This window comes from Kordiimonas sp. (assembly GCF_048260245.1).
GTDB lineage: Bacteria > Pseudomonadota > Alphaproteobacteria > Sphingomonadales > Kordiimonadaceae > Kordiimonas.
In genome coordinates this window covers 73,836-92,395 of sequence record NZ_JBLXGZ010000003.1, presented here as the reverse complement: position 1 = coordinate 92,395, position 18,560 = coordinate 73,836, and the positions used below count along the sequence as shown (strand labels likewise).

Genomic DNA, 18,560 nt, shown 5'->3' with positions numbered 1-18,560 from the left:
AATGTGAAAGCTTATGTTCACGCGTAATAAATCTGCCGTCAATCACCCTTTTGGGCGATTGTTTTGCCCCCTCTGATCGTTAACCTTTCCTTAACGCTTTGATAACAGTCACCGCATTCAGCGCTTTGCAAGGGGTAAACAACTATGGCCACGCTTATTGTCACCACCACCAGCGATTCCGGAGATAACGGGAGATTGGATACTGACCTGGCGACAGATATGTCTGATGGCGGCGGCCTTTCGCTGCGGGAAGCTGTTGGTCGAGCCTCAAGCGGCGATACAATAACCTTCGGCGCCACTCTTGATGGTCAAGCCATTACAGTGGATTCGGTATTATCAATCTCAGTAGATTTAACCATTGATGGTGATATTGACGGGGACGGAATACCGAATGTTGTCATCTCCGCCAATGGTAACAACCAGGTGTTTAACCTTTCGGGTGCTGACAATGATGTCACATTGAATGGTTTAACCATCCAGGAAGGCTCTGCTACGAGCGGTGGCGCAATTTACCTGCAAGGTACCAACGTAACTGTTTCCAATAGTGTTATACAGAACTCTTCTGCCAGCGGTAGCGGTGGTGCCATTGTGGCTGCGAGTGGCACATTAACGATCAACGATAGCAACTTTAACGGTAACTCTGCAAATACGGGAGGCGCTGTCTATGTTGGTACAGCCGTCACAAGCGTTACAATTAGCAACAGTAGTTTCGTAAATAATAGTGCGGATTTGCAAGGTGGTGGCTTGTATTTTTACGGTGTCGAACAAGATGCCTCGACATTTGCTGACAATATAACGATTACAAACACGGTCATTGCTCAAAACAGTTCCACCTCTTCAAATGGCGGGGGTGTGATGGTCGTCAGTTCCGACGTAACCTTTGAAAACAGCACACTGACCGGCAACAGTTCAGCAGGGCACGGCGCGAACCTGCATGTCACAAGCGCTGGCACGGTAACCTTCAGTGACAGTATTGTTGCCTCATCCGGCAGCGCAGCTTCCTCTATTAATAATGTCGGTGGCTATGTTGTTTTCGAGGGTTCAGACAACACTACGGTCATCAGTAGCCTGACGGGTGACACAGGTGCTTCGCGTGTTATTGGTACCCCCACAACCGAAACAGATATGAGCCAGATTTTTGATGGTACGGTTGTTGTAAACGGCATTACCGGCGGCTCACTCTCACAGGTTGGTAATGTTTATTATACAACAGCCAGTTCAAGTGGCGTGGCGAGTGGACTGGGTGCTGTGCCAAATCACGCCCCAAGCCTTGACCTGATGGGAGCCGCTGATGTCGACTACACCGAAAATGATTTTTACAAGCTGATAGCGGGAAGTGGCACGGTGTCGGATGCAGACGGCGATGCTGATTGGGACGGCGGTACCATTTCTGCCCAAATCACCGGAAATCCAGATGCGACCGATCAGATTATTTTAACGGGTAATGAACTTTTCCGCATTAGCGGGACAGACATTACCTACGGCGGTGAGGTTATTGGCACCGTTTCTATTGCGGAAGTGGACAGACCGGGCGGCGTAGCCAGCATTGCCACAGGCAGCACAGCGCTCACGGTTACGTTCAACAGCAATGCAACAAATGCAGCTGTTCAGGTGGTCATGCGGAACTTCCAGTATAGTAACTCTTCTGATGATCCAGCTGCGGGGGCTCGCACCATTACGGTTACAGTGACTGACGCAAACGGTAATTCCAGCAGTGATACGGTAGGGGCTTATGTCACCACTGTTGAAGATGACCCCTCCATTACCCTGACAGCGGATGACCCGACCTTCACAGAAGATGGCACTGCCGTGGCTGTTTATTCCGGCGCTGATATCTCACCGGTGGAAGCGGGCCAAACCATCACCGGTTTTAGCTTCTATGTGCGGAATGTAGCAGACGGGGCAGATGAGATCCTGACTGTGGACGGAACGGATATTACGCTGACGGCTGGCACCAACGGTACGACCACGACAAACAGCCTTTCTTATACTGTTACTGTTAGCGGTGACATGACCCAGGTTGCCCTGTCGGGAGGAACATTGAGTAGCGGTCAAGCATCCGGCATAGTCAACAGTGTCACCTACCGTAATGAGAGCGATACCCCAAGTACAGGCGACGTGCGCGAAGTTTCCTTTTCTGACATTTCTGATAGCGCCGGAAGTACGGCAAGCGGTGGCACCCAAAGTGATATTACTGTTGTGGCAGCGAATGACGCCCCAACATCTACGGCCAGCAGTCCGCTGATTGATGAAGATGAAACTTATACTTTCACGGTTTCTGATTTTAATTTTTCAGATGTTGATGGAGACAGTCTTGTTTCAGTGCGCATTGATACGCTCGCCACAGTGGATGGTAACTTCCAGCTCTCTGGCGCTGATGTGGAAGCGGGAGACGTTATTGAGGTCGCAGATATAACAGCCGGCAACCTCACCTTTGTGCCAGAAAATGTTGTAGACCCGGAATATAGCTCAGGGGTTCTGCTTGAATTTACCCACAGTGTGAATGATGGCACCACTTTTGCTGCAAGCCCGACCCGTATACAGGTCGAGGTTGATTTCATTGACGAGCCCACCACAGCGTCAGGCATCCCATCGGATATCAGCGTCGGAATTGAAACCCTGTCCGATCTTGACCTCTCGGGTGTTAGCTTTGCCGATGCAGATAGTACGACAATACAGGTCAATCTATCTGTAGACACCGGGACGCTGAGCTATGCCAATGGCGCTGACAATATGCTTAAAATCCGCGCTTCGGGTGTTCAATCGGAGGCATCTTTGACATCCTCAGTTGATGGTGATGTTCAGCATATACAAATTCATGGGACCGCTTCTAATATTGCAGCGTATTTATCTGACCTGTCCAGCATTCAGTATACAAGCGCTGAAGACATAACGGGCGATAACGCGGCAACCTTAACAATTTCAACCACTGATGAAGAAGCACGCAAGAATGTTACGCTTGGTACCGTTAACCTCGACATTGGTACATCCGCCAACAGGAATGACCCACCAACAAGTCTTCGTCTGAGCAGCGCATCTGTGGACGAAAACGCGGGGGGTGCGGTTATCGGAACACTGTCCGCGAGGGACCCGGAAGGCGGCTCTATTAGCTTTCAGGCAAGTGACAGTCGGTTTGAGGTTGTTGGTAACACACTGAAACTGAAAGACGGGGTCAGCCTCGACTATGAGGAAGAGAGCAGTGTTGGCCTTGATGTTACAGCGTCTGACCCATTCGGTGCAACATATACACGCACCTTCACAATCGCAGTAAACGATATCGGCGAACATGCCACAACAGATGGCGCAGATACCGTGACCGGCGGTGACGTGGATGACAATATCGCATCAGGTGGTGGTGATGATTTTATCACAACAGGTAATGGCCGGGATACGATTGATGGTGGTGACGGTGACGATGATGTCTCTGGTGGTAATGATGATGACTTGATTGACGGCGGCAGGGGGAATGACATTGTGAACGGTGGTTCTGGCAGTGATACCCTGCGCGGCGGCGAGGGCGATGATACTGTCTCTGCCGGGGACGACAATGACCTTGTATTTGCCGGCAAGGGTGATGAAGGCAACGATACTATCGCGGGAGACAACGGCGATGATACCCTCGGCGGTGGTAAGGGCGGGGATGTTCTTGATGGCGGTGACGGTAATGATCTCCTTTGGGGCAGTGCCGGTGATGACACAGTAGAGGGTGGTGCAGGCAGCGATATGCTCTTTAACGGTGCCGGCAGCGATGCAGTTGATGGTGGCGCAGGATCTGACACTCTATGGGCTGGAAGTGGTGATGACACGCTCACGGGCGGGGACGGCGCAGACACGTTTATCTTCGGCGCGACCAACGGGAACGATACGATTGCCGACTTTGATGTATCAGAAGACACACTTGACCTGAGTTTCCTGGCAACAGGTTTCGAGAATGTCAGTGACATGCAGTCGGCGGCCACGGCAACCACACAGGGGGGCCAGGCCGGTGTGCTGCTAGACTTGGGAGGTGACGAAAGTGTGTTCCTTGTTGGCCTGACGGTCAGTGATCTCGCCAGTATCAACTTAACCCTCTAGGGGCCTTATCGCCCCCTACTGCACAGGGCATTCTCATATGGGATGCCTTGTGCTGTGATCAGCAATGTTTATCGCGGTGTTCAGGGTTTGGTCTTGGGAAAAGGCACAGCCAATGCCCGCGAAACACCTGTTCCCACCGCACCCCCGCATACCAGCCTCCCCAGCATGCTGCTGGCGACAGTGCTGTTGCAACTATTTATGCGTATAAAACAAGGCCATAGGCTTCACAAAGATTGACGCGGGCGCGTTTGCGTGCACACTGTCCCATTGGGTAAAGACGAGAGGACAACAGATGGCTGACCGCAAGCTGCAGGTCTTTTTTTATGGCGGTTACATGAATATGAAGGTGCTGGAGGATGCTGGCATCAAAAAGCGCGCCTTCGCACCCGCCAGCATCAACGGCTATGAACTGGTCATCCAGCCTTATGCCAATATTGTCGAAGCCGGGGACGGTGTTGTGTATGGCATTCTCGCCAACATGACCCACGCGGAACTGGCTACCCTGTATGGCGACAACATTAACAAGCTGACCGGCACAGCCTATCTGCCCGAGGCCATGCTGGTGTTCACTCGTGGCGGCAAAATCGCGCCGGCCATAGTCTATATTGCCGACGACATGACGCCCGGCAAAGCAGACAATGACTATGTAGACAGCATCCTCAAACCCGCCGAGGCTTATGGTTTTCCGGCATGGTACCGCGAAAAGATCACCGCTTTCAAATCCTGAACGGGGTGGCTGACCTAGCCCCGCATGCGCTCTAGAAACCGGTTCACTGCCCCTTCCAGCACGCTGGCCTGCTCTGTCAACTCACCTGAATTCTCGTTGACTACCTGCGCGGCGCCAGCGCTTTTGTCGGTCATCTCCTGAACGCGGCCTACGTTCTGGCCAAGGTTGGCTGTGCCCTGGCTTGCGTTCTGCACGCTGCGGCCAATTTCGCCCGTTGACGCTTCCTGCTGCACAACAGCGGCCGCAATCATGCCGGAGATTTCGCTGACCTGATTGATTGTTTTGTGAATTTTATTCACTGCGTCCACCGTCTCACGCGTGGCAAGCTGCATGGCACCCACTTGCTCCTCAATTTCCTGCGTGGCACGCGCTGTCTGGTTCGCGAGCGACTTCACCTCGCTGGCGACCACGGCAAAACCTTTGCCAGCCTCGCCCGCACGCGCGGCCTCAATGGTGGCATTGAGCGCCAGAAGGTTGGTCTGCTCAGCGATATCGTTAATGAGGTGGATAACCTCAGCGATACGTTCCGACGCGCTGGACAGCGAGGTCACGCGGCCCTCCGCATCCTTCGCCACGGTCATGGCATCGCCGGTGACGGCGTTGGCCTGCTCAACCTGTGTGCGGATTTCGCCAATCGCGCCGGTCAGGCCGTCAGCAGCCTCAGCCACCGTGATCATGTCCTGACTTGTGGCGTCGGTGGCGCTGGCGGCCGCGTTAACCTCAAGCGAGGTCTGCTCAATCGCGTCCGTCATTGTGTTGGCTGCCATCTGCAATTCCACCACCGCGCCCGACAGGGTCTGAATCACACTTGAGACTTCGGCTTCAAAACTATTGGCGAGATCAAGCTGCATACGGCGGCGTTCCTCGGCCATCTCGCGGTCACGGACGATTTCTTCCTCGCGCTTGCGGACCTCTTCGGCGTGCTGTTGCTCTGCCGCAGCGCGCTCTTCCGTGGCACGTTGCTGTCTCGCTTCTTCCGCTTCCTCGCGCAGCTTGGCAGCTTCAAGCGCTTTCTGGCGCATAACCTCTGCGGCTTTGGCCATGGCCGCGATGCCGTCCTCGTGGTCAAGATCGGTGATCGGTTTATCGTATTCGCCGTCCGACAGGGCCACCAGTTCCGTCTGCAGAACCCGCAGCGGCCGCATAATGCTCGCGGTGATCGAGACGGCAAGCGCAAGGATCAAGGCCACCATGATAGCGGTCAGTACCCAGACCACCTGCTCATCGCTGGCAAACTGTGCGTCGCTCACGTTGCCAGCCTTCAACTCCCGAATAAGCGTGGAATATTCAATAATTATCAGCGCCATGCCGATAAAAGAAAGCCCTGTTAATGCCCAGATACGTGCATTAACCTTAAACCTGCGCAGAAAGTTCGTCATACCGGCCCGTGCCCCATCACTTACCCAAAAAGTGCCCCTTAATCAGTTCCTTAGCACAGCCGGGTCGACGGGCGGAACAAAAAAAAACACGCGGCGACACCTTGCCTCACACGGGTGCCAACTTGAAACCATCCGCAAGCGTGCCCACATGAATTAGATAAAATAAATAAAGATACGACAACGCGAGGAAATAGGAGGAGCAGATGCGCCTGATACTGGCCATTATCTTTCCACCACTGGTATTCTTTACCATAAACAGACCCTTCCAGGGCATGATGAACCTGATCCTTTGGATCACCTTTATCGGCTGGCCTGTTGCCGCCATATGGGCGGTTTACGCCCTGAGCCAATACCGCAACGACGAGCTAAGGCGCGAGGTCGACTATGATCGCCGCTATGGCCGTTACAGCAGATATTAGGGGGCATCATCATGATCAGTACAATCGTATTAGGAGCGCTTGTCGGTTTTCTGGCAGGCCATATCATGCGCGGCGAAGGCTTTGGTGCCATCGGCAACATTATCCTTGGGATCTTTGGCGGGATTATCGGCAGCTTTCTCTTTGGTCTGGCTGGCCTTGGCCCCACTGGGCTTATTGGGGATATCATCGCCGGGGTGGTTGGCGCCCTGATCCTTGTCTACGCGTTCGGCGAAACGCGGCGCAGGCGCTGTCGCTAGCCAACGCAGCGACAGTTGGTCAGGCCGGTTCGGTGACGAACCGCGCCGGGCTGTATGTTTCGGGCCGGACGCCAGCTTCCCTCAGGTAGGCCGGCAGGGCTTGCCGCAAAACCAGTGCCGCCATGAGGTCAGACCAGGCAGGTGAGGTCTGTATCCCGTACCCGCCTTGCCCTACATTCCAGAAAAACGCAGGCGCATCGGTGGCGAAACCAATCACCGGTGTCCTGTCCGGGCCGAAGGTCCTGAGACCTGCCCATTTCGCCGTGATGCGGACCACAGTACAGCCAACCGCTTTTTCAAAGCAGCTTACGGCCCGGGCAACGTCCTCAAGCTCGGGCTGTGCATCGCATGGCACGCTGGGGTTTTCATCCGCCGGTGTCACGAGGTAGCCGTCGCCTTCCGGCTTGAAATAAAATTCTTCGTCAATATCCAGCACCACCGGACCATGGCGATCATAGGGCAAACCATGCGGCTTCGGCAGCGTGACAACCGTGCGCCTCAGCGGCTTCAGCCCCAGCGGCGCAACCCCTGCCCGGCAGGCAACGTCGTCACCCCACGCGCCCGCAGCGTTAATGACTGTCCCGGCCCTTACTGTGCCCTTGCGGGTTATTACTCGCCAGTGCGTACCGTCATGTGCCGCCCTGTCAAACCTGGCATCCAGTAGTATCTGCACCCCCATCGCTTTCGCGGCACGGAGATAGCCTTGGTGCAGGGCGGCAACATCAAGGTCGCCGCAGTCCGGGTCGGCTATCCCGCCCAGCAGGCCACTTGTATCGATATGGGGGGCGCGGGCCTTGACTTCATGCGCGTTCAAACGCTCAACGTTTGGCAGCGCCGCCCTTAGTTCGCCGTACAGTCGCTCGGCTTCCGCCCGCTGGTCCGCCCGGTATATGTGGATCGCTCCCAAGGTTTTTACCAGTGGCACGTCGCTGAAACCGGCAGGCGGGCTGTGAAAAAAAGCCTTGGAGGCGGTCGTCAGCGGCTGGATCATCGGGCCGCCATAGGTCTCGGCGTAAAAGGCGGCGGATCGGCCTGTGGTGTGATAACCAGCCTGTTCTTCCATATCAAGCAACACAACGGAGCCGTGAGACGCAAGGCGGTAAGCTGCCCCTGCCCCCGCAATACCTGCGCCGATGACCAAAAAATCACACTCTATCATGCCGGTTCCCGTTGCTCATAACTGCGCAATATGTGATCTAAAGTGGCCGCGCATGCAAGGCATGGGCACATGAAAATTATAAGCCGGGCACACAAGCCCCGCTTCACACCTAAAAAGGGGACAAACCGTGACGCACGCCACCGGCGATCAGGCCATCAGCGAACAAGACCTGAAAACCTTGAAGGCTTTTGCCCTTGAACTGGCAGATGCCGCCGCGGAAGTAACTCTTGCCTACTTCAAAAAATCCATCCCCGTTGACGACAAAGACAAGGGTGCAGGCTTTGACCCCGTCACGAAAGCCGACCAGGGCGCCGAAAAAGCTATCCGTGCCCTGATCGAAGCCCGATTCCCCGATCACGGCATTTTTGGTGAGGAATATGGCATCAAGCCAGCCAACGGCCCTTATGAGTGGGTGCTGGACCCCGTGGATGGTACCCGGGCCTTCATCTCTGGCCTGCCGACGTGGGGCACGTTGATCGCCCTTCGCCACAACGGCGTGCCAATCATCGGTGTGATTGACCAGCCCTACATCCGTGAACGCTATCTGGGCTGGCCGGGCGGCGCCTCGCTGAATGGTGAGACAATCAGCACGCGGCCCTGCAGCGCACTGGAAGACGCTACGATTTCAACCACCGATTTTGCGCTTTTCAAATCGCATGAACGAGGTGCCTTTGAAACCCTGCGCGAGCGCTCGAAGCTTATTCGCTACGGGCTTGACTGCTACGCTTATGCTGTGCTGTCAGCCGGGCACATAGACCTTGTGATTGAAAGCGGCCTCAAGCCCTATGACATGATGGCATTGATCCCGGTCATTCGCGGCGCCGGCGGCAGCGCGACCAATTGGGAAGGTGCTGCCCCCGGCGACTGCGGCCGCCTGCTGGCACTGGGTGACCCGGCCATGCTTGACGACATCCTCACGATACTTGAAGGCTCACATCCAGACCTGCCCCGCGCGCCTTAGTCGGGAGAAACGAAGGGGCCGAAATCAGGGCCGTTCTCAAGATCGATGAACTCACCGATTTCTTCCCAAAGTGCCGCGCGGATATCATCCGTCTCCTTGAGGATTTCATGCATGGCGCCCTTGACCACAACAAGGCGTCCGTGCGGTAAACGGGCAGCAAAGGCTGACTGGCCATCATTGTCAACGATGCGGTCATGCTCCGCCTGCAACATCAGGATCGGCGTCTTGATCGCTTCGGGATATCCCGGGGCATTGAGTTTTTCGCAGGACTTCAAAGCTTCGAGCAACCAACGGTATGTGGCGCCGCCCACTGCCAGACGCCGGTCCTTCTCCTTGATGAAAAAGTCTTCGTCGCAGAAACGTTCCTCATCATGCGTGAGCTTCTTGCGCCAGCCCCAGCGCCCTTCCTTGAAGGCTGTATGTCCCGGGATATAGGCCGCACCGCGGCCAATGAAGCGCATGAACATCGGCAAGCCCTTGACAAAAAACTTCGGCATGGGGCCTGTAAAGATTTTGACCATCGGTGCAACGGTAATGGCAGCATCTGCATAATCCGGATGGTCATGCAAAAAGCGCAGGATCACGTGGCTTCCTGCCGAATGCCCCATCAGGATGAAGGGCTTCGGCATTTTGTTCACCAGCTTCTTGTCGAAAAAAGCCCGCACGTCGGAAACATGGGTGTCAAAGTTGCGCACGTAATGTTTTTCCCGGTTGGGATGCGGGCGGTAAGACATGCCCTGCCCGCGCAGGTCCATGGCCGCGCAGGCAAAACCCATCTGGTTGAAGATGTGCACGTCTTCAAGAAACTTTTCGATGAACTCGGTCCGGCCGGGCATAAAAATAATTGTGCCCTTCGGCTCAATCACCCTGCTGGCGGGAAACCGCGCGAAACGGATCGGCATTTCATCATCGGCCAAAAACTGGCCAAAAACGGCATCCACGGGCACCTCGCGGCGATGCTGTTTCGCATAAGCCATAATGGCAGGGCCGGGAGCCGACGCCTTAGGGTCTGCCGCCGGGGTTATCATTTCCTCACTTGCTGTCATCGGCTCATCGCTCATTGTTATTGCCTCCACGCTCTATGACAAAACCCTAGCCATCATTAAGGCTCTCAGACAAGGCGAAATTTTGGCATCGGCGCGCTTAACAGCGCGCGCAAACGTCATGTGTCCACGCCAGCAATGCCATTTTTGCTAAAATTGGCAGCAGTCCTTTACCGAATTTCAAACTGATCGCGCGATGATGAGGCAGGCAAAAAATCAGGCAGTCAATCATGAAACAGGTCAGGGACAAGTGCATCCTTTGGGTGGCGGGCAACTTCAAGTCGTTTTTGCACGACGAGCGCGGTAGCCTCCTGCCCATGGTGGCGGGCAGCATGCTGATGCTGACCGGAGCCGCAGGTGTGGCCATTGACGGCGCCCGCATGTTCTATGTGAAGGATGTCCTGCAAAAATCGCTCGACAGCGCCGGGCTGGCAGCGGGTCACGCCATGTCTGTCACCAACATGGAAAATGACGCCCGCGAGTTTTTCAACGCCAATGTCAGCTCTGTCGCCGGGGTTGTCACCGACAGCAACATGGTGGTGGACATCAGTCCCGACAACGAATTGATCACCTTGACCGCCAGCGCCAGCGTTGAGGCAACCTTCATGCGCCTGTTTGGCTATGATGCGATCACCGTAAGCGCCAGTACGGAGGTGAGCCGCGAGACGCGAGGCATGGAACTTGTCCTGGTGATGGACAACACCGGGTCAATGCGCCACGACGACAAAATCGACACCATGAAGGAAGCGGCGACCGACCTGATCGAGATTGTCTTTGGCGATGATGAAACCAACACCAACCTCTGGGCCGGCGTCGTGCCATATATCACCCATGTCAATGTGGGGGACGGCAACTATAGCTGGCTCTCTGAAGCCGGCCAGGACAAGGTGGACAACGACTATCACGGCACGGAATGGAAAGGCTGTCTTGAAGCGCGAACAGACGGCGAGGACCAGACCGACACCCCGCCAACGGTACTTCCCTTTGAGCCCTTCTACTGGGCTGATACAGACCCATACTGGAAATATAGCCGCCGCCGTGGGTGGTATTCTGTCGATGAAGACAACAACTGGATTGATGACGACACCGGCACGGTCACCATAAATGAAGTGAACAATTCATCCTCAGCCCTTGGCCCGAACCGTGGCTGCGCCAGTGCGATCACACCGCTCGTCGCGGAAAAAAGCAAGATCCTCAGCGCCATTGATGTCATGGAACCGTGGAGCTTCGGCGGTACCGCGGCCAATTATGGCCTTGTCTGGGGCTGGCGGGTCATCAGCCCGCGCTGGCGAGGCCTTTGGTCCGGCAGCCCGGCGACGCTACCGCTTGATCACGACACACCTTATATGGACAAGGTTATCGTGATGCTGACCGACGGGGTGAATGAACTCATCAGCCAGGACAGCGAGCTGGGCGGCTCCGATTATACCGCATTCGGGCGACTGCATGATTTTGGCTATACCAGTATCAATGACGCGCGCGACGAATTTGATACCCGCTTCGACACCATATGCCAGAACATCAAGGATGATGAGATTCTCATCTATACAATCACTTTTGGCTCCACCCCGGATACTGACACGCAGGACGCTTATGCCGCCTGTGCGTCCAACCCAGCATTTTATTTTCACGCGCCAACAGCATCGTCGCTGACCGAAGCCTTTGAAGAGATAGGCCGCCAGCTTTCAAACCTGAGGCTTTCCAAATAATGGCGCTGCTGCTTCAGCATATCAGGCGCCTCATGCGCGACCGGGCTGGCGCCAGCGCCGTGGAAGCCGCGATCGGGCTGCCACTTCTTCTGGTATTGATTATCGGTACCCTTGAGGTGGCCAATTTGTTTTTCCTGTCCGCTGCCATTGAAAACGCAGTGCTGCGCGCCTCGCGTTTTGGCATCACCGGCGGCACGGAAGACGGTGTCACCCGTGAGGATCAGGTGCGTGCGATCATCGCCGAGCAAACCTTTGGCCGGGTTGATATGGATGCAGTTGAAATTGAAACCCTTGTCTATGAGCAGTTCAGCGACATCGGCGAGGCCGAGCCTTTCACCGATGAAAACGATAGCGGTGCCTATGATCCGGGCGAGCCCTATTCAGACGTGAATGGCAACGGCCAGTGGGATGACGACATGGCCGTGGCCGGGCTTGGCGATGCGGGCGATATTGTGCTGTACCGCGTGACCTATGACGCGCCAAGCCTCAGCGGGTTCATGGACTGGGCCACCCGCAACGTGAATATTTCTGCAACAGTGGCGGTGCGCAATGAACCCTATTAAGAAGCTGCGTTCTTCTAAAGTCCTGACGCGGTTAAGGCGCGACCAGAACGGCGCCATTCTGACCGAACTGGCCTTGTCCGTTCCCATTTTCCTGACCCTGCTGACCGGCGTGGTGGAAACCGGCAATTATATGCTGATGAACCTCAAGCTTCAGCACACTGTTGTCTCGATTGCTGACCTTGTGACCCGTGACGAAACGGTATCCGAGGATGTTATTGCAGACATATTCGAGGCTGTGCCGCAAATTCTGAAACCCTTCCCAACCGGCGACCGCGCGCGAACGATTATCTCGTCTATCAGCCAGACCGAGGACGTGGTGGCGTCAGTCTTCTGGCAGCGCTCCGGCGGCGGTGACTTTGATGCCGCCAGCACTCTGGGGCAAGAGGGGGATGCCGTTACGCTCCCTGCGGGTTTAACGCTGCGCGACAATGAAACCATTCTCGCAACGGAAGTTTTTTACCGCTATGAACCGCTGGTATTCAGCTTCATTGAAGCAAAAACCATTCGCAAGGTCTCTTACTTCCGGCCCCGAATCGGCGCCCTGCAGGAAATTGAGCCCTGAGGCCCAGCCTGAAAACCACCTGAGAGCCGCCTGATATCCGCCTGAGCGCCGGTCTCGCCTGTGCCTTCCGGCTTTCCCACAGTCTCTTTCCCTACAGCCCCATCTGCGGCGTGGCCTCATGCGCCTATAATGCGCGCGCAGTCTCCATTATCTTTACCCCGCCCCTGTTTCGAATCGCTTTCCAGCCCACCGCAAAGCGACAGAATCGGGCTATATTTTGCGACCAATAGCCTGACAGGGGAGGAAAATATTAAAACACCTTGCCAAAATTCCGGTTGTTTTAAACATGGCATGCGTGCGCCCATCACCCGGCGGACAGGTTTGTTAACCATGAAAAAGTCCGGTTCATTCCTGCGCCGATGACCAAATTTCCACACGTCTTCAACGCTTTAAAAAAACATATAAAATTAGAGACAATATTTTCACGCATTTTCTTATTAACCATTTGTAATTAAACAGCTTTTATCGCTTTCATTAACTTTTTATTTAGGCATCCCCCGCTATAAGTTGGTCATCCAATCTTGGCAGCTGGAGAAAGCAAATGTTGAAACTTCTGAATAAAATCCGTCGTAACGAAGAAGGCGCTACCGCCATTGAATATGGTCTGATCGCCGCCCTCGTTGCCATCGCCCTCATCACCGCGCTCGGCGGTCTTGGCGGCGCACTCGGCACCAAATTTGGTGAGATTGCGTCATCTGTTGATACGGCAGGCGACGCCCCCACGAGTTAATCCTCGGGTTCATCTGACCGACTAAAGCATAAGCTTTATAAAAAGCCGTCGGGGGACGATTTTTCCGGCGGCTTTTTTTCTGAAACGCGGATCTAGAAACGGATCTCAGGCAACACAATGCAGGCAGCATTCATCATAGAAACGAGCACTTACTTCGTGCTTGCGGGCGTTCTGATCACCGCCGCTATTAGCGACCTTCGCTTCCGGCTGATCACCAACCGGCTCCCTCTTCTCATATTGGCTTTGTTCGCGGTGGCAGCCACGGCAAAGATAATAGGCGGAATACCGGTAACGATTGCCCTTCTGTGGCCGCTCGCCACGGGTTTGACCATTTTTCTCATCGGGCTCGCCGCGTTCGCAGCCGGCATGATGGGAGGAGGCGATGTCAAACTGCTCGCCGCCACGGCTTTGATGGCCGGACCGGCGCTCGCGATGCCGCTCGTATTTTATACAGCGCTCGCGGGGGGGTGTGTCGCCCTGGCCTTGCTCATCTGGCAACGTGCCTCACGAAGCACCTCGCCACTAGCGCTCAAGGTCCCTTATGGGGTTGCTATTATGGCCGGTGGTTTGTGGGTCTGTATACATAAGGTTTCCGCCGTTTCAGTCTGACATGTTCACAGTTTTCCGGGTGTGCCCTGCACGGGCCCCGGCAGGCAACTTGGAAGCCGGGAGGGGCCATTATGAACCCCAAAAGTTTAATCTTAATTCTTCTTGCCGCCGTCGGTGTTTTTGCGGTCGTCATCCTGACACGCAGTTATCTTGGCGGGCTGGAAAACAGCCAAACCGCGCAAGTCGCTGTCAAACAGATAGACGCCAGCAAGGTAATGATCGCCGCGCGCGACCTTCGCGTTGGCACCATCGTCAAGCCGGAAGACCTCACGTGGCAAGCGTGGCCCGAAGGCGGCATCAACGACGCCTATTATTCATCACGCAAACGGGGGGACGAAACCCCGGCCACCCCCAAAGGGCTCGCAGGCAAGGTTGTGCGCAGCCCGCTCACGGCGGGTGAACCGGTGACACGCTCTTCCCTTGTCAGCCAGGGCGAGCGTGGCTTCCTGGCCGCTATCCTTACCCCCGGTATGCGTGCCATCACTGTGCAACTTTCCCCCACATCAGGCATTGGCGGCTTTGTCTTCCCCGGAGACCGGGTGGACGTGATCCTCACCCACGCGGTGGAAAAATCGCGCACCGAGCGCTTCAACATCGCGGAAACTGTGTTTCAGAACGTGCGGGTACTGGGTGTTGACCAGCGCACGGCTGCTGTAGGCGACGAAGTGCGCATTGCCAAAACCGCAACGCTTGAGGTGACACCCAAGATGGCAGAGAAGGTCGCCATGCTGGAAAGCATCGGTTCGCTTTCCCTGAGCCTGAGAAGCCTCGCATCAGAGGAAGGCACCTTGGCAGCGAACCCCGACAGCCCACCGGTGGGTGACACGCTCTCCCACACCATGGGCAATGAGGTCAGCAAGTTTTTGCCGTCCCTGGAAGTCAAAGAAAAGAACGGTGAAGCCGTGCGTGTTACGCGAGGCAACAGCAGCACATTCGTGTCGCTCGAAGCCCAGCAAGAGGACGATAAAAAATGATCATGAACGTATCACATATCGTCAAAAGTGCGCTGCTTGGCCTCGCCCTGTGCCTGAGCCAACAGGCTGGCGCATCCGGCCTGAAGGCCGTGTCGGGCGCACAGGTGATGAACGCCGAAGGCAAAAGCCTGACGATTGAAGTCGGCAAGGGTACGCTTATCCGCCTTGACCGCCCGGCGGCAGAAATATTCATCGCAAACCCGGAAGTGGCTGACGTACAGGTCAAATCCGCCCGCGTTGTCTATATCTTTGGCAAAGCCCAGGGCGAGACAACCTTCTACGCACTTGATGAGCAGGACCACACCATCTACGGCGCGACGGTGCAGGTCACCCGCAACCTTGCCGCCCTGCGTTCAGCCTACGACCGTATGCTGCCGGGTGTACCGCTCGAGATTACCACCGTTGGTCGGCTTATTGTGCTGCAAGGCAGCGTCGGCGGGCCGGATGAAGCCGCGCTGGCAGAACGTCTTGCCCATTCCGTGCTGGATACCGATCAAGTATTGAACAGCATCAACGTCACCCAGCCCACTCAGGTAAACCTCCGGGTGCGCATCGCGGAGGTGTCCCGCACCGTGCTCAAACAGCTAGGTGTATCGTGGGAGGGTTTTGCCCAAAGCGGCAGCTCTGTCTTTGGCCTGCTACAGACCCGCAACGTGGCAGATGTCGTGCTGAGCGAGGCCACCGGCCTGCCCACACGGCTATTCAATTCGGTGAATGACGCCTCAAGCCTTGTCGGCAACATCGGCGGCAGTGGTCTTGATATCAACTGGGCGATCGACGCCATGGACCGCGAGGGTTTCCTGCGCGTCCTCGCCGAACCGAACCTGACGGCCCTCACCGGGCAAACAGCCAATTTCCTTGCTGGCGGTGAATTCCCGATCCCGGTTCCCAGCCGTGACGGTATCGGCATCGAATACCGCGAGTTTGGCGTCAAACTTGATTTCACCCCCACGGTGATGAACACTGGTCGCATTTCCATGCATGTAAAGCCTGAGGTCAGCGACCTCTCAACCGCCGGGGCCATCCGCGTGGAAGGCATCAGTATTCCGTCCATCAGCACCCGCCGCGCCGAAACAACGATCGAGCTCGGCTCGGGCCAATCTTTTGCCATCGCCGGGCTACTACAAAACAATGTGGTACAGGACGCCGACAAATTCCCCGGCCTTGGTGATATCCCGATCCTCGGCGCGCTGTTCCGGTCGGAGAAATTCCGCCGCGAGGAAACCGAACTTCTGATCGTTGTTACCCCATATATCGTCCGGCCGGTGTCCGACCGTAAAATGGTCCTGCCGACAGACCGTTACATTGCCCCCGGCGATATGGACCGCTTCCTCAACGGCAAACGCTGGGTTCCCACAAACGCCGAGGCAGCCGCCTCGCTTGATACGGTCACGGGCGCTTCCCTGAAGAAACGCGCTGGCTTCCAGCTTGATTAAGGAAAGGTGAGAACAATGATGCACCCATCAGGAAACATTGTCGCAAACGCGTTCAAACCCCTTCTTCTTGGCCTTGCGCTGATATCCATGACCGCCTGTGTCCATGACCGGGCCGCAAACCCGGTGGCGGGCGAAGCCATTACCCGCAATGCGGTCACCATGGTGCGAATGGCCCACACAATAGAAGCGGAAGAGGATGATACGGACACTCTTTCCGCCAGTGCGCAGGCATCTCTCCATGCCTTCCTTGGCAGCGTTGGGGCTGGTCACGGTGACACCATCATGCTGGACAGCAATAGCACACCGGCCCGCCGGGATGCCGTGGCCCATATCGTGCGCAAACGGGGCCTTGTCTACGGCGGGGAGGCTCCTCTGGGCGCCACCCCGAAGGGCGGTGACATCACCCTGTATGTGGAACGCTACATCGTTACCCCACCCGCTTGTGGCCAATGGCCCAATGAGCCAACCAACAACACACGCAACAACGCCAGCGCCTATTTCGGCTGCAGTAACACGGCAAATCTAGGGCTGATGGTCGCCGACCCGCGTGACCTGATTGCAGGCCAGAACGGCGGCAATTCAACCGCTGCGGCCGTCGGCGCGATATATACGCTGGTTGTCAAACCAACAGGCCCCACCGTCACTCTATCGCTGGACGGTTTGCCAAAAGCAGCGTCGCAAGCGGCACCTGTCGGTAGCAGGCCACCTGCTGGCGATAGAAACTAGGGGGCGCGTGATGATTGCAACAAGTAAATTAGCAGCCGCTGGCCCGCGCGAGACCTACGCCGCCTTCATCTGTGACGAGATGTCATCCCAGATTCTGTTGCCCACCATCACGGAGCGTGGCTGGAACCCGGATATGATCTTCTCGGGCGGGGTGGCATCCGCAGTGCGGGCGCTGGGCGGCATGCCCTGCCCTGAATTCCTGATTGTCGACCTGTCCGACAGTGAAGACCCGCGCGCGGACATGCAATCGCTCGCCGACGTATGCGAACCCGGTACGGTGGTCCTGGCACTGGGCACGCTCAATGACGTCACTTTATACCGTGACCTGCTGCACGCCGGTGTACATGATTATCTGGTAAAGCCACTGACAGCAGACGTCCTGCGCGATGCCATCCGCAGCGCAGAAGAAATCATGTATGCGGAGGACGAGGACGAGGAGGCCACGCCCAAAAGCGACACCCGCCAACTGGTATGTGTCGGCGTGCGCGGGGGGCTTGGCACCAGCACCATGGTGGCTAACATGTCGTGGCTGTTCGCGAGCCAAGGCAAAAAGACCGCGCTTCTTGACCTAGACCTGTTTTTTGGTACGTCTGCCATGCAGTTCGACCTTGAGCCGGGCCGTGGCCTATCGGATGCGCTGGATAACCCGCGCCGGGTTGATGGCCTGTTCCTTGAGCGCGCCGTGGTCAAACCCCATGAGAATCTCTCCATCCTTGGGTGCGAGGCACCCATCGGTGGCCTGAGCGATCCTGCCGAAGGTGCGCTTGAGCAACTTGTTGATGCCCTCGGCGAAAACTTTGATTGTGTGGTTGTCGACGTCCCGCGCCAGCTTCTGGGCACCCACGTCGATGTGCTGCGCTCGGCCACCGATATTGTCGTGGTGACGGACTTCTCGCTTACCGCCGCGCGGGACTGCATCCGTTTGCTTGCACACATCAAGCAAATCGCACCCAGCGCGGACATATATCTCGCTGCAGGCAAGGTGGGCATGGTCCCGAACGAGGTTGACGAAAAAGATTTCGAGAATTCAGTCGAACACAGTGTGGATGCCAAAATCCCCTTCGATGTGAAGGCGATGATGGCAGCCACGCAAAAAGGCACGGTCATTGCCGACGATGCCCCGTCCAGCAAGATATCGACCGCCTATCTGGACCTGCTCCGTACTGTCACGTCGGACGACAGCATCGGCAAAGCCGGGCCATCCTGGTTTGGCAAATTTTTCAGCCGGTAAG

The 18,560-nt window shown here is 56.2% G+C and carries 17 protein-coding genes; 14 read left to right on the top strand and 3 right to left on the bottom strand.

Annotated features, from left to right (window positions below; genetic code table 11):
* Positions 1–144 precede the first annotated feature (144 nt).
* Positions 145–4,074: a beta strand repeat-containing protein gene (locus tag ACN0VM_RS02895; protein WP_417449339.1), complete on the top strand. Its 3,930-nt coding sequence runs from the start codon at positions 145–147 to the stop codon at positions 4,072–4,074.
* Between the two features lie 292 nt (positions 4,075–4,366).
* Positions 4,367–4,801, top strand: a complete 435-nt coding sequence (locus ACN0VM_RS02890; RefSeq protein WP_417449338.1) for a gamma-glutamylcyclotransferase — start codon at positions 4,367–4,369, stop codon at positions 4,799–4,801.
* A 14-nt stretch (positions 4,802–4,815) separates the two neighbouring features.
* Here the strand turns inward: ACN0VM_RS02890 and ACN0VM_RS02885 are convergent, their stop codons facing one another.
* Positions 4,816–6,180, bottom strand: a complete 1,365-nt coding sequence (locus ACN0VM_RS02885; protein WP_417449337.1) for a methyl-accepting chemotaxis protein — start codon at positions 6,178–6,180, stop codon at positions 4,816–4,818.
* Between the two features lie 203 nt (positions 6,181–6,383).
* On the opposite strand from ACN0VM_RS02885, the gene ACN0VM_RS02880 reads away from it, so the two are divergent.
* Both ACN0VM_RS02880 and ACN0VM_RS02875 read left to right on the top strand, forming a co-directional pair.
* Positions 6,384–6,599, top strand: coding sequence for a YqaE/Pmp3 family membrane protein (locus ACN0VM_RS02880; protein ID WP_417449336.1), 216 nt, complete (start codon positions 6,384–6,386; stop codon positions 6,597–6,599).
* Between the two features lie 11 nt (positions 6,600–6,610).
* Positions 6,611–6,856, top strand: a complete 246-nt coding sequence (locus ACN0VM_RS02875; RefSeq protein WP_417449335.1) for a GlsB/YeaQ/YmgE family stress response membrane protein — start codon at positions 6,611–6,613, stop codon at positions 6,854–6,856.
* 19 nt (positions 6,857–6,875) lie between these two features.
* On the opposite strand, the gene ACN0VM_RS02870 is transcribed toward ACN0VM_RS02875, so the two are convergent.
* On the bottom strand, positions 6,876–8,015 hold the full coding sequence (locus tag ACN0VM_RS02870) for an NAD(P)/FAD-dependent oxidoreductase (protein ID WP_417449334.1): 1,140 nt from the start codon (positions 8,013–8,015) through the stop codon (positions 6,876–6,878).
* Positions 8,016–8,142: 127 nt separating this feature from the next.
* Between ACN0VM_RS02870 and hisN the strand changes: the two genes are divergently transcribed.
* Complete coding sequence (hisN, locus tag ACN0VM_RS02865; protein WP_417449333.1) at positions 8,143–8,976, top strand: histidinol-phosphatase; 834 nt, start codon at positions 8,143–8,145, stop codon at positions 8,974–8,976.
* Here hisN and ACN0VM_RS02860 read toward each other — a convergent pair.
* Positions 8,973–10,037 (bottom strand): alpha/beta fold hydrolase, encoded by a 1,065-nt coding sequence (locus ACN0VM_RS02860; RefSeq protein ID WP_417449332.1) that lies wholly within the window; start codon positions 10,035–10,037, stop codon positions 8,973–8,975. The genes hisN and ACN0VM_RS02860 overlap by 4 nt on opposite strands.
* A gap of 212 nt (positions 10,038–10,249) precedes the next feature.
* Between ACN0VM_RS02860 and ACN0VM_RS02855 the strand changes: the two genes are divergently transcribed.
* The 9 genes from ACN0VM_RS02855 to ACN0VM_RS02815 all read left to right on the top strand — a co-directional run bounded on the left by ACN0VM_RS02855 (position 10,250) and on the right by ACN0VM_RS02815 (position 18,559).
* Complete coding sequence (locus tag ACN0VM_RS02855) at positions 10,250–11,728, top strand: pilus assembly protein TadG-related protein (protein ID WP_417449331.1); 1,479 nt, start codon at positions 10,250–10,252, stop codon at positions 11,726–11,728.
* Positions 11,728–12,291 carry a TadE/TadG family type IV pilus assembly protein gene (locus ACN0VM_RS02850; protein WP_417449330.1) on the top strand — a complete coding sequence of 188 codons (564 nt, stop codon included), beginning with the start codon at positions 11,728–11,730 and terminating at the stop codon, positions 12,289–12,291. Before ACN0VM_RS02855 ends, ACN0VM_RS02850 begins: the two co-directional genes overlap by 1 nt.
* Positions 12,278–12,853: a TadE/TadG family type IV pilus assembly protein gene (locus tag ACN0VM_RS02845; protein ID WP_417449329.1), complete on the top strand. Its 576-nt coding sequence runs from the start codon at positions 12,278–12,280 to the stop codon at positions 12,851–12,853. Before ACN0VM_RS02850 ends, ACN0VM_RS02845 begins: the two co-directional genes overlap by 14 nt.
* Positions 12,854–13,394: 541 nt before the next feature.
* On the top strand, positions 13,395–13,583 hold the full coding sequence (locus tag ACN0VM_RS02840; protein WP_417449328.1) for a Flp family type IVb pilin: 189 nt from the start codon (positions 13,395–13,397) through the stop codon (positions 13,581–13,583).
* Positions 13,584–13,700: 117 nt separating this feature from the next.
* Entirely contained in the window at positions 13,701–14,192 is a 492-nt protein-coding gene (locus ACN0VM_RS02835) for an A24 family peptidase (RefSeq protein ID WP_417449327.1), read from the top strand.
* A gap of 71 nt (positions 14,193–14,263) precedes the next feature.
* On the top strand, positions 14,264–15,166 hold the full coding sequence (gene cpaB, locus ACN0VM_RS02830) for a Flp pilus assembly protein CpaB (protein ID WP_417449326.1): 903 nt from the start codon (positions 14,264–14,266) through the stop codon (positions 15,164–15,166).
* Positions 15,163–16,602, top strand: coding sequence for a type II and III secretion system protein family protein (locus ACN0VM_RS02825; RefSeq protein WP_417449325.1), 1,440 nt, complete (start codon positions 15,163–15,165; stop codon positions 16,600–16,602). Before cpaB ends, ACN0VM_RS02825 begins: the two co-directional genes overlap by 4 nt.
* A gap of 15 nt (positions 16,603–16,617) precedes the next feature.
* A complete protein-coding gene (locus tag ACN0VM_RS02820) occupies positions 16,618–17,328 on the top strand; it encodes a CpaD family pilus assembly lipoprotein (protein WP_417449324.1) in 711 nt (236 codons plus the stop codon).
* A 10-nt stretch (positions 17,329–17,338) separates the two neighbouring features.
* Positions 17,339–18,559 (top strand): AAA family ATPase, encoded by a 1,221-nt coding sequence (locus ACN0VM_RS02815; protein ID WP_417449323.1) that lies wholly within the window; start codon positions 17,339–17,341, stop codon positions 18,557–18,559.
* The last annotated feature ends 1 nt before the right edge of the window (position 18,560 follow it).